Source organism: Arachnia propionica (assembly GCF_037055325.1).
Classification (GTDB): Bacteria; Actinomycetota; Actinomycetes; order Propionibacteriales; family Propionibacteriaceae; genus Arachnia.
In genome coordinates, this window is the sequence record NZ_CP146373.1 from 2,902,567 (window position 1) to 2,915,357 (window position 12,791).

Here is a 12,791-nt window from a genome sequence, read left to right on the forward strand (position 1 = left end):
TCGGCGCATGGAGATTTCCCGGGAAGCGCTGGCGCGCATGATCGACCACACCCTCCTGCGAACCGACGCCACACCGGCGCAGGTCTCTGCGCTGATCGCGGAGGCCAGGGAGCTGGGTGTCTTCTCGGTGTGCGTCTCGCCGTCGATGCTGCCGCTGACCGACGACCTCACCCCCTTGAAGGTGGCGACGGTGTGCGGGTTCCCGTCCGGCAACCACACCCCGGCGACGAAGGCCGCCGAGGCGGCGGAGTCGTCGCGGCTGGGCGCCGACGAGATCGACATGGTCATCAACATCGGTCATCTGAAGGCCGGTGAACCGCACCGGGTGCTCGAGGAGATCGCCGCTGTGCGCGAGGCCACTACCGGAACGTTGAAGGTCATCATCGAATCCGCGGCCCTGACCGACGAGGAGATCATCACCGCCTGCCGGGCCGCCGAGGATGCGGGCGCCGACTTCGTGAAGACCTCAACGGGCTTCCACCCGGCGGGCGGCGCCAGCCCCCACGCCGTCGCACTGATGGCGGCTACCGTTGACGGTCGCCTCGGGGTCAAGGCCTCCGGTGGCATCCGCGACTGGGCCACCGCCCAGGAGATGGTCGCCGCGGGGGCCACCCGCCTGGGGTTGTCCGCCAGTCGCGCCATCCTGGAGGGCGCCCCAGCCTGATTGGTCAATCGGCCGGAATGGGCAATGATCTTTGAGGTTGCCGCAGGGCCTTTCAACCAACCTGACTTGGCTCATTTAGTGTCATTCCGGGGTGTTGTGGATGGCGTCAAGCCAGGCTTGGGGGTTGGCGGGGATGGGGTCTTCAGCGGTGACGATGGCGTCACCGGTGTCGCGCGTCAGACTGTGTGGCAGGGGTAGTTAGTTGCTGATGCAGTGCTCTAGCTGAAAGGTTTGAGTCATCATGAGTCGTCTTGTGACGATTCGTGTGGAGAAGAAGCTCCGTATCGTGTTGTCCGTGCTGCAAGGTGAGACCTCAATTGAGGCAGTCCGCTGGGAGAAGGTTTCCGAGCAGGCGATCGGGAACTGGAAACGGCAGTTCCTTGAAGGTGACAGAGCTGGGATTGAGGCGGGTAGGTTCAAGCCCACGTCTCGGGAGTAGCAGTTGGAGGCTGAGCCGCCGAAGAGACCGTGGCCCCAACCGGCTCGTATGGCTGCACAGGATCTTGTGGTCGGACATGCAATGTCCCCAAGCCGGCTTGGGGCATCGCACGATCTGGGCGATGCCCCTTCACGACGAGGCATAAGGTCTCACAGGCGACTGTGCTGCGGCTACTGCGTGACGAGGACCTCTTGCTGCCCTCGACACGTACACCAAGCAGTGTCGTGAGCTCGCCAAGGACTGCAAAGCCGGCGTTCGTGAAGATCCCGAACGGCCCCGTACCAGGTGTGGCAACTGGCTCTTGCCTGAGTTCGAGACCACGACTGGTGGGACCTGGCGGTTCGCGGGATGCCGGGACTGGTGCTCCAAGCTTGAGTATCGATTGCCATATCTCGTCGGCTGCGAACCAGCATGACGCGATCGCTGCGGTTGAACTCGGCGGTAGTCGATTACGAGCGTATGTTCGGGCATCCGCTGGCCCGGTACCTGTCCCATCGACGAGAACGCTGGAGAGCCGTTACCCGTGGTTACGATCGTGACCGATATTGGTGGCCCGTTTCGGTCGCTGAACTTCGAGCTGTTCATCACCTCTCACCCTGAACTGCGACACGTCCGCACACGGGTGCGGACACCACGCCAGAGCGTGTCCCCGGGGACGCGGGTTCGGAACGTTGAAGTACGAACGCCTGAACGTTGAAGTACGAACGCCTGTTCCCAGGCGACATCCCCGACGCATTGACGCTGATCGAGCGAGCTGAGGACTACCGCATCGAATACAACACCACGCGCCCTCACGAGGCCATCGCCTGGAGCCGGCCCCTTCGCAATCCACCTCGGGCACGCCGACCCCATCACCCCCAACTTCGAACAAGAAGAAAACCCTGCCAACTACTTGACGCAAGACAATATTGAGCCAAGTCAGGCTCCAACGACTCACCTTTGCCTAGATAAGCATCAAGTGTCTATGGCACGTACCCCAGAAGTTTCGCGACCACTGTGGCGAAAAACACTGCGAGTGCCGGACATCCCATAAGCAACGATACAGCCTTGAGGCTTATTCACAGGAAACGCATCAGCCGAAAAATCCCTAGTCAGAGCGCACTTGGGAAGGGCTGTGAATGACCTTCCATCATTTCTGTCTTCCAGCACTTCTTCGATCGGCGTCAAGAATATCGCCAGGAAGAGTCCCCACCCCCATGCCGGCCAAAATCCGATCCGACAGCTCACCCAAGCAGCTGAGGTTGGCAAACCCCGGCCCCTGACGCAATCCCGAAAGCATGGGTAGGAACAGCTTTGGAACGACCCCTTCGAGTGCCAGATCAGCACCGACCCGCTCTTCCACTCCCGATAATCTGAGTGTTCCTCCGCAGGCGCCAGCAAGAAGCTCCCGTACGTCATCATCCATGAGCTGCGTGAACCACAGCGGATTATTGCCTCGAGCATCAACGACCAGATCGAAACTCTCTTGCCGAGTACCCAACACCGTGTCGCTGATACTGATCACCACAAACTCTCCATTCCCCTCAACAGTTTCAGCTTTTCCACGCAGGTGCAGAACCCGATCATCGCTCTGGAGAAAATCCTGTACCCGCACAGAAAAAACCCCACGATCCGTGCGAGAAATAACATCGCGGCGTGCGGCTTCATCAAGCGCGAGCCAACGGGCAGGTTCGCTGTACAAGCGATTTTCGAACTGGCTTTCGCCGCGCGAGAATATGGTTGCTGCCGGAGAAATTACCTTGATTTCCTTGCACGGGTAGCGTACTAGTTCGTTGACCACACTGGCCGCACTCTCGCCCCCTCCGATTACGGCCACCCGATCCATCTCAGGCAGGGAACCTTCACCTGCCGCGCGCCAGAAACGCGCCAATGAGTACACCTGAGGCAGATCAGCAATGCAGCGCGAGCTGGTTCCAGGGCCAGTAATCATGAGCGCTTCAGAAACCACGTCATGAGTTGAACCGTCATTGAGCTGAACCGATAGTGACCAGCATGCGGGCTCCCCACCACACACCGAAATCCTATCAACACGCCCTGACAGCAGCTTCAGATCAATTCGCTCCGCCGCCCAATTTAGATATTCGGCCCACAGTCGATGCAGAGGCGAGGGATGCCCACGATCAACCCAGGAAGTATATCTATTGGTTTCGATGAGGAATTGGATCCAACTGACTTGAAAAAGTTCCCGATCAACCTTCCTGTTGAGGATGCCCAAGGAGGAGCCTGCTTCATGCCCAGCTATGCGGGTGTTGTAGGGAAAGCCGATGTCCTTAAGCGGTGAAGTACCCAGCAGGTGGCGGCCATTGGTCCAGCCGCCATCCGAAAGCCAGTTTCCACCCACACCCAAGGGATCGAGAACAAGGATCTCGGCTTTTGAGATACCCAAGCATCGCAACGCATGCGCCTTGGCTTGAACAGCAATTGCCTTCGGCCCAGCCCCCAGCACCGTCAAGGACAGCACCATCCGCCCCTTTCGCCTGTTTTCAATAATTTTACTTTCAATAAGCTCATGCTTTGCACTATGAGATTGTATGCATAATATATGAGGCATGCCTACCCTAAATCTACCGCCGGTTGATCATGGCCCCTTCTTGGCGGTCGCAGTCAGTGACGGTGATGCGGCTTGCGCATCCCTGCTGTCGCGCACTGACGCAGGACTCTTCGTCGAGGAGGGGACACAGACCGATACGAGGGAGATCTTGCGCACTGACGCCGTTGGCGTGCCCTCCGATGGCTGCGTGGTGCGTCTCAGGCTGTATCGACGCGGAAAATCCGCCTTGATCACGGCATTGGGCAGTGATGCAACAAGCCTCGGCATGCTTTCCCAGGTCTTGGACCAGGCCCTTGCTGATGCTCCCCTCAAGCTGCCACTGACGACCACTTCGGCGCCTCCTCGGCACTCGGAAATCCAACGCGACCAAGCAGAGGGCAGCGTTCCTCGCGACACATTTGACATCCTCGTCGCTCTGGGGACCGGAGATCCGTGCGCAGCCCTCGCCCGCATCGTTGCGGCAAGTTTAGGGGCTCCGACACAGAGCACCACCATCTGCGCGGCGCCCCCCAGCGGCTGGCCATGCACCCCGCGATCCATTATGGAGTCAACCGATCAAACAGCAAACGCCATAATCAGTGTGGCGATAAGCGATTCCCCACCCAATGATCGGTTTCGTCGTGAGCTAGAGCGCCATGCCCCAGATCAACACGGACAGGTGTGTTCTATCACCGCAGTGCGTAGCAGCTCCAGAGTGCAACTAGTAGTGCGGACCATCACCACCGTAGACCCTGCAGTCGTGCTCCACACTTTGATCTCAGCGATGACGCGTTGGGCATCCGCACCCGATACACCGGTCCCTGCTGCGGAGGTGGGTGCAGTACTACGTCATCCAGATTCCGGCAGTGATGCCGATGACACGGGCCCCTGTAACGAGCAGGAGCAGCTCCTCATCGACCAAGTGCGCCTGGTTCTACATCTCCCTGATGACCAGATCACACTGCGCAGCAACTTTTTCGCTCTCGGCGGTGACAGCATGAGTGCCCTGCAACTGGCCACAGCACTGGGGACCCACGGCTGGCAGGCCGATATCAAGGACGTTTTCCTCAGTCCAGACCTCAGGTCATTGGCAGCCACACTGGTGCCAGGGCCCACAGGTCGACCCGAGGTGACACCTCTCACAGCGTCCGGACTCGACCAAAAAATTCTGGATCGGCTCTTGGACGAGGACAAAGCATGACCTCGATTGTCGATGTGGTGGCCCTCTCCCCCACGCAAGCAGGCATGGTCGCCGTCTCTGCATCGCATCCCACCTATGACCCCTATTTGGTAACCATGGCGTTCGACCTGACAGAGATCACCACAACGCAGGTGCACCGCCTTCGCTCTGCCTTGGAAGGTCTGTGCCAACGTCACGGACATCTCACCGGCCAGATTCGCAGCGAGGGGCTACCCCATCCGGTACTGCTCATCCGCGACGGCGCCCGCCCACAATGGGAGATGCGTGATCTACGCGCTGAGCCCGATCCCATTGCTGCAGCGCAGGAACTCCGGGCCACGGAAGGCAATCGACCGCTGTCCTTGTCAACCGGCCCGCTGACCCGGGCGACACTACTCCAGGTAGGTGGAGACAGCGTCAGAGGACGCTACGTGCTGTTACTCACGATGCACCACGTGATCATCGACGGCTGGTGTATGCCAACCCTGGTCAGTGAACTTGTTTCTCTAATGAGCGAAACCGGAAATCACCTGGAACCCCCTGTGCCATTGCGAAATTATGCGTCCTGGATCGCCGCCCAGGATCGCGGTGTTTCCGAGGACATCTGGAAAGCAGATCTTGCCGACGTCCAGGACATGCCCCGGGTCGGACGCGGAAACGCAGCCGAGAAAGCACCACACGTCGGTGAACACCGTCTTGATGATGCGGACACCACTGCCGTGCGGAATTATGCGCGTGAGCATGGTCTTACCTTGGCCACTCTCGTGCAGTTGGCGTGGGGACGGGTGCTGAGCAGCGCGGTCGGCCAAGATGAGGTCACATTCGGCCAGACAAGTTCTGGTAGGCACCCCGACATTTCAGGAGGAGATCACATCATCGGTGGCCTGGTGACCACCACTCCGGTGCATGTTCGGATCGACGATCGCAGCCCAGCAGAAGCGGGTGCCGAGTTGCAGGCGAGACTCGCACGGTTGAGGCGACACGACTGGCTCGGCTCCGGAGGGGTCGCACAGGCATCGGGATCTGGCGATCGTGAGCTCTTCGACACATTGGTGGTGGTGGAAAACACCCCGACCGGAGATGTGCACCAACCCATAGACCTGGGCGACGATGCAAAAGCTCGCCTACTGCGCATCGATTCCCCCAGCCATTACCCGGTGACACTGGTCGTCGTCGATGATGGCGAGTTGGTGGTGCGAGCTGAATGTCATGACAGCCACGCTCTTGGCGTGTGGTCCTTTGCCGACCCACAACAAACCGCACGCCGGACTGCTCGGGCGCTGACGGAACTGGTCACAGCTCATTCGTTGGCCGAGGTGGACATCCTCTTGGAGGGTGAATCCGCAACGATACAGGGGGCTATTGCACCGATTAACCTGCCGGAATCCCTGGACTCGGCGCTCCAAGCGGCAGTATCCAGGGCTCCCCAAGCTCGAGCTCTGTTGGATGAATTCGGCGAAATTAGCTTTGCGGAATGTCACGCTGCTGTGACTGCTCTAGCGGGAACGCTGCACACGGCAGGAGCGGACACGGGTGAGCCGGTTGCCGTGGCGCTGCCCCGGGACCGGCGAGCCGTAATCGCGCCTTTTGCCATAGCAGCTGCCGGTGGGATCACGGTCCATCTGGACCCCACCCAACCCGTGGGACGGATGGCACAGATCATCTCTGATTCGGGAGCATCCTTGGTACTCACTGATTCCACGACGGCGACCGCCCTGGGGCAGGAGATGTCCCAAGGGATACGCTGCGGCGTTCCTGAGATCCTGGCTCCGGGCCGGGTGACGTGGCACACATTCGGCTACCCACGCCCGGGACAGCTGCCACCGTTGCCCGATGCTCGTCGACTGGCGTACGTCGTGTTCACCTCTGGCAGCACGGGCCGGGCGAAGGGAGTGGCCGTTTCTCACGAAGCCATCTTGAGCTACTGGAAGCACCACGACGGCCATGTCCTGCGTCCCACAGAGAAGCTCCTCGGACGTCAGGTGCGGGTGGCTCATGCTTGGTCCACGGGGTTCGACGCCGCATGGCAGCCCCAAGTTGCTCTGCTCAGTGGACAGTGTGTTGACATCATCAGCGAGGAAACCCGCAACGATCCCGAGAGGTTGGTGCATGCTCTGGCCACGCGCTCGATTGACATATTCGATACCACGCCATCGATGCTTCTGCGCCTGCTATCCGCAGGACTGCTTGAGGATGAGCAGCACCGCCTGAGCGTGCTGGCGCTGGGAGGCGAGGCCATCCCACAGGATCTGTGGAATCGGCTCAGGTCCTTGGGAATAGTTGTATGGAACTGTTACGGCCCCACGGAGGCCACTGTTGAATGCTTCATGGCGCGCGTCGATCGTCACGCCCATCCCACCATCGGTTACCCACTCGATGGCATGGGCGCTGCGATACTCGATCATCGCCTGCGCCCCTTGCCCCCCGGCATGCCGGGCCAATTGACCGTATGGGGAACACAGCTAGCAGAAGGTTATCTTGGACGTCCTGAAGAAACCGCTCAAGCTTTTCAGCAAGCCATCGGTGGTCAACGGTGCTACCTGACCGGAGACATGGCACGCCGTAATCCGGATGGCACTGTCATCTTCGATGGTAGACGTGATGAACAGGTAAAAATCAATGGTTATCGCGTCGAACCGGAGGAATCTGCAACGATATTGCGTTCCCTGACCGGCGTACATGACGCCTGTGTGGTAGTGGAGGAGGAACACGAAAGACCATTTCTCGGTGCACTGGTGGTTACTGATCGCCCAGCGGTCGAGATACGCAGTGAGGCGGCGACCCACCTGCCCCCTTATCTTCTGCCACGAGTGATGGTTCCCGTCCGCCGCCTTCCTCTGACTCGTAATGGCAAGCTGGACCGAGTAGCAGTCACCCGACTACTGAAAGAAACAAGCCACAGAGAAAGAGAAACCGTTGATGGCCCAGGTGAAAGCTCACCTGCGCTGAAAGATCTCTTGGCTGCGGTCTCCCGACTGACCGGTCAAACTCCCGCTCCCTCGTCCCGGTTCGATGAGCTCGGAGTCGACAGTATTGGATTGATGGACGTGGTCGCCGCGTTGCGCAATCCTCCTGCTGACGGAACGGCATGGCAGGTCCGGGTACGCGATCTTGTTGAAAGCTTCAGCCTGGCTGACGCCGCCTTACAGATGCGGCCGTTTGAGGCACCCGATCCCGATAATCCAGCAGCAACACCCCGCTCCTGGCCTCTGGCTCGGCTGGCCCGGACCTATGTCACAACTTCGGGTTCCTCTCTCGCTACGATCGCCCAGAGCCAGGTAGTCGCCCTTCCCAAGGGGGATGATGCAGAACTGATGCGTATCGCCGAAGACTTGCTGAGCTCCCTCGTAGTGGCTCATCCCATTCTTGCAGCCCGTCTCAACGACAACGGAACCATGCTACTCAGCAGCGGTGCCCCACCCAGCCTTGACATGCACCCGGCAGACCGTGCGCTAGCTGATATCCGCGACTGCCAGCTCGACCTGCTGGATCCTTGGAGAGGTCCTTTGTGCACGGCCAGTGTGCGCCGCGGGGAGCCCGGTCAATCGCCCTTGCTGCTCATCACGGTACATCACCTGGCGGTGGACGTGGTCTCCTGGCATGTCCTAGGCGATGACATTGGTCACTTCAGTCAGGGCAAGGCCATCACACCCGAACAGCCTCTGCCCCAGAACAGTGAAGCCGTCACGACCCGCGAGCTGTCCGACCGGATAACCTATGGACCCGCGCTGGGGAAACGGCACGCCGACCCCCGTGTCGACCTAGGTTTGACACCCGCACTATGGCGCCGCACTTCAAGGTCAAGTACGGACGCCGTGTTAAACGCAGCGAGCCATGGAATCAACATGGCCGACCTTCTGGGCATCATCACAGCAGTGACGGATCGTGATATCGCACAGTCATACGGCAACTCGGTTGACACTGATCGCGCTTGGTACACCCTTGAAACCCACGGTCGCAAGGGAATGGAGAACACGCGCGCAGTGGGCTGGTTCACCGCCGAGCGGACATATTCGGTGCCCGTACCGGAGGCCATGCACCGTGACGCGCTGATGTTGTCATTGGTCGAGAAACGCGAGGACAGCTACGCCTTAGCCGTCAGCTGCCTAAATTACCTAGGGCGAATGGACTTCCCCCGCCAGTCGGAAGGGGCCGCATGGCAATTCCTTCCACCCGATCAGCTCATCTCAGAGCTAGGTTCATCCGGGGTGGGGACGCTCCCTGCACGGTTCTCAATGATGCTGACAGCCCATGTCGAGGGCGCTGATGAGGGCCCAGTAATCACCATTGCCTTCGCCGGCGCATCAGGCTTGCTGACACAGGATCAGGTCGAGGAATATGCAACGCGATGGTTGACCAACCTTGAACGATTCGCTACTGAAACTGAGGAGATGAACCGTTGATCGATGCCTCCTGGCTGAGAGAACAACTCACCAAAGAACTTTCACTGGACCCAATGGAAGCCGCCGTTCTGTCCGAAGAAACGGATCTGATTGGTCTCGGCCTAGACTCCCTACGAGTTCTAGCAATCAGTGACGCTCTGGCACGCGCCGGGGTTCGAGTGCACTTCTCAGAGCTGATGATAGATCCGACGTTCGGTGGGTGGCTTGCTGTAATCGCCGAGGCAGAAAACAGCTCCGTGACCGACCTTACTCCACAGATTGATGCTACGCAGGAAGAGTTCCCCCTCGCCACCATGCAGCATGCATATTGGCTGGGTCGCCGCATGGACCAACCACTCGGAGGCGTTGCAGCACATCTGTATGTCGAGTTCGATGGAACTAGCAACGATCCAGACGCATTCATTGCAGCATTACAGAAAGCCACCACAGAACTGGTGCACCGCCATCCCATGCTGCACACCGCAGTGCTCGAGACCGGTTTCCAGAAGATTCTTCCCGTCCCTGACACCTCACCACTCCAAGTACACGACCTGCGCACGCTGAGTAAATCCGACGTGCAGGCACGACTCGATCATTTGCGTGCTCAATACAGCCATCAGATGCTCGATCTGAGCCAAGGAGAGGTCTGGAAGCCAGTACTGACCGTTCTACCGGATGGACGACACCGTTTCCATCTAGACGTCGACATGGCCGCTGCGGACGCCATGAGCTACAGACGCCTGACCGAAGACCTCGCAGTACTGACGCACTCGGCCTTGGAACAAACAGCCCCATCCTTGGCGCCCCTACCCGTGACCTACCGCGACTATCTCCTAAGGCAGCAACAGGCTCTTTCAGCAGCTGACAGCCCCCAAGCGCAACGAGTGGAGCAGGATCGTCAGTGGTGGCAGACACGACTTGCCGACATGCCGAACCCGCCAAGTCTCCCGTTCATACCTGAGGAGCACCGAGCAGATCCCCACCACAGCATCCGCTTGGCGGCCACCCTATCCTCCGCCGAATATCACTCATTGCAAGAGCGAGCACACAGCCGTTCCTTGACCCCGGCAATGGTGGTCGCCACGGCTTTCACCCAAGTCCTCGGGCGTTGGGCTGAAAACAATCGGATGCTGCTCAACATGCCGCTGTTTGCACGTGAGCCAGTCCATCCTGAAATCGACTCGGTGGTCGGCGATTTCACCAACTCTGTGATGGTCAGCGTCACAACATCAGCCAACAGCTTCGTACAAGCTGTTCAGGCCTTGTCCGCCGAGGTCCACACCGCGGCCGCCCATTCATCCTATACCGGTCTACATGTCCTTCGTGACCTGGGACGACATCGCGGACATTCCCTCACGGCGAATGTTGTCTATACATCCGGCCTCGATCTGGGCGATCTGTTCTCACCCAAGGTACGGGAACTCTTTGGAACACCGGCCCATATCATTTCCCAAGGCCCTCAAGTAGACCTTGATGCGCAGGTGGTGGAATTTGACGGTGGCATGTTGCTGAACTGGGATCTTCGGCGAGACGCCCTACCTTCTGGTCTCGCCGAAGACATGTTTTCAGTATTCGTGGGCTACCTACGACAACTAGCTTCAGACGACGCGATTTGGGAAAAGTCTTGCACGATTGAGCTGCCCGAACATCAGCGACGCACACGCATCCAAGCGAACTCCACACAGTGTGACTTGCCTGCCCGCACTTTGCATGACGACATCCTACGGCGGGCTCAACAACAGCCCGCTGCACCGGCCTTGCACTGGCAGGATGTTGACGGAGCAGCCAAGGTACTGACCTACGAAGAAATGGTACGTCGGGCGGGCGCCGTAGCTGAAGCACTACGTTCCAGTGGCGTACACCCAGGAAACACGGTTGCGCTACAACTACCCCGCGGCCCTCAACAGGTAATCAGCATCTTGGGAGTTCTACTGACCGGGGCCGCTTATCTTCCCGTGGGGATTCAACAGCCCAATAGCCGGCGCGACACAGTACTTGCAGATGGCGCTGTGACGTCACTGTTGACTACCGACGATGTCTCAGCGATGCTCGCATCCGACCTTCCAACGCTAAGCGGCGTGCTCGCAGCTGCTGTGGAGGTGGCACCTGAGGCCATTGCGTACGTCTTGTTCACCTCCGGTAGCACTGGACGACCCAAAGGCGTCGAGGTCAGCCACGCCGCCGCTGCAAACACGCTGGATTCACTGACGGCTCGTTTCGGGTTGGCAGCTCGGCCACCAATTGCGCTGGCGCTGTCTGCCTATGATTTCGATCTGTCCGTGCTCGACATCTTTCTGCCGCTGGGGCTGGGAGGTCGAGTTGTTCTCCTGGAGGAGAAGCAGGCGCTGGACGCATTGATATGGGCCGAGCTGATCGAGCAATTCCAGGCCGACCTGCTCAACTGCGCACCCGGGCTCGTGGGTATGCTGCATGAAGCAGCCAAACCGGAACAGCTGGCCTCCTTGCGGCTGCTGCTTACGGGTGGAGATCGTATACCCCCAGCATTGGCTCACGCAATGCGTCACAAGGTTCCCGGGCTGACCTTCGTCGGTTTGGGCGGAGCAACCGAGGCTGCAATTCACTCAACAACGTTCGTAGTCGATGATTCGTTGCCCAGTGACGCGACGGCGGTACCCTACGGCACCCCTCTGAATAACGTCGCAATGCGAGTGGTCAACAAGAACGGACTCGATGCCCCGGACTTCGTCGCGGGAGAACTCTGGATCGGTGGAAACTCCCTGGCGCGGGGATACCGGGGAGATTCAAGGCGCACCGCAGAGCGTTTCGTCACCGTCGCCGACAAACGCTGGTACCGCACGGGTGATCTCGCCCGTTACCGCAGTGACGGGATTGTGGAGATCCTGGGACGCATCGACAACCAGGTCAAGGTCCGCGGTTTCCGCGTGGAACCGGGCGAGGTGGAAGCCGCGCTTGAGTCACTGGACGCAGTGGAGGCGGCTGTAGTCGTGGCACACAACGAACGCCTGCTGGCCGCGGTACAGTCAACTCCCACGGCTTCAGAGACCTTCTCAGGTCAACACATCAAGGAGAGTCTAGCCGCCCTTCTGCCTCCACACATGATTCCAGCAGCCATCATTGACGTGGCAAAGATACCGATCACAAACAATGGAAAGAAGGATCGCAAACATACGTCACAGCTGATCAAGAAATCCTTGGCGAAGACAGTCAATTCGTCGCCAGCCGAGGTTGACGAACCCCGCGACGCTCTTGAGGCAGCACTTAGTTATCTGCTGGGGCAGGTCCTGGGTATTGAAATCAGTTCGGTGACCGCCGACTTCTTCGATCTGGGTGGTGACTCCATCCTGGCCACTAGCTACACCGCTCGGGTACGGGAATTCCTGGATGCCGAAACAATGACGGTGGCCGACGTCCTGGAGCATCGCTCTATACGACAGTTGGCTGACCGTTTGAACCACATACATCCCCAAGCTAAAGATCTACAGGCCACTGCCAAGCTTCTGCTCGAGGTGGCCTCGGTGGAGGTACCATGAGATCGCTCGATGAGGTGCGGACCCTGCTTTCTCAACGGCGAAAAGGCACTACGTCCAGTGCAGCCGACAGCATCCCGGGTCCGC

At 59.4% G+C, this 12,791-nt stretch carries 6 protein-coding genes; 5 read left to right on the forward strand and 1 reads right to left on the reverse strand.

The features are described from left to right. The first annotated feature begins 7 nt into the window (after window positions 1-7). A complete protein-coding gene (gene deoC / locus V7R84_RS13460; RefSeq protein ID WP_338569889.1) occupies window positions 8-664 on the forward strand; it encodes a deoxyribose-phosphate aldolase in 657 nt (218 codons plus the stop codon). A 241-nt stretch (window positions 665-905) separates the two neighbouring features. Further along, window positions 906-1,103, forward strand: coding sequence for a helix-turn-helix domain-containing protein (locus V7R84_RS13465; protein ID WP_338569890.1), 198 nt, complete (start codon window positions 906-908; stop codon window positions 1,101-1,103). Window positions 1,104-2,232: 1,129 nt separating this feature from the next. Here V7R84_RS13465 and V7R84_RS13470 read toward each other — a convergent pair. Next, window positions 2,233-3,567, reverse strand: coding sequence for a SidA/IucD/PvdA family monooxygenase (locus tag V7R84_RS13470; protein WP_338569891.1), 1,335 nt, complete (start codon window positions 3,565-3,567; stop codon window positions 2,233-2,235). Between the two features lie 850 nt (window positions 3,568-4,417). Here V7R84_RS13470 and V7R84_RS13475 point away from each other — a divergent pair. The 3 genes from V7R84_RS13475 to V7R84_RS13485 are packed head-to-tail and all read left to right on the forward strand — an operon-like array spanning window position 4,418 to window position 12,707. Further along, the gene (locus tag V7R84_RS13475) at window positions 4,418-4,834 is read left to right on the forward strand and encodes a phosphopantetheine-binding protein (protein WP_338569893.1); all 417 of its coding nucleotides are present in this window, start codon (window positions 4,418-4,420) and stop codon (window positions 4,832-4,834) included. Beyond that, entirely contained in the window at window positions 4,831-9,216 is a 4,386-nt protein-coding gene (locus V7R84_RS13480; protein WP_338569895.1) for an AMP-binding protein, read from the forward strand. The genes V7R84_RS13475 and V7R84_RS13480 overlap by 4 nt, the downstream gene beginning before the upstream one ends. After that, on the forward strand, window positions 9,213-12,707 hold the full coding sequence (locus V7R84_RS13485) for an amino acid adenylation domain-containing protein (protein WP_412728062.1): 3,495 nt from the start codon (window positions 9,213-9,215) through the stop codon (window positions 12,705-12,707). Before V7R84_RS13480 ends, V7R84_RS13485 begins: the two co-directional genes overlap by 4 nt. Window positions 12,708-12,791 lie beyond the last annotated feature (84 nt).

Excerpts from the sequence above, each read along its gene's own strand:
- deoC (WP_338569889.1), top strand. The coding sequence starts at position 8 with ATGGAGATTTCCCGGGAAGCGCTGGCGCGCATGATCGACCACACCCTC.
- V7R84_RS13465 (WP_338569890.1), top strand. The coding sequence starts at position 906 with ATGAGTCGTCTTGTGACGATTCGTGTGGAGAAGAAGCTCCGTATCGTG.
- V7R84_RS13470 (WP_338569891.1), bottom strand. The coding sequence starts at position 3,567 with ATGGTGCTGTCCTTGACGGTGCTGGGGGCTGGGCCGAAGGCAATTGCT.
- V7R84_RS13475 (WP_338569893.1), top strand. The coding sequence starts at position 4,418 with ATGACGCGTTGGGCATCCGCACCCGATACACCGGTCCCTGCTGCGGAG.
- V7R84_RS13480 (WP_338569895.1), top strand. The coding sequence starts at position 4,831 with ATGACCTCGATTGTCGATGTGGTGGCCCTCTCCCCCACGCAAGCAGGC.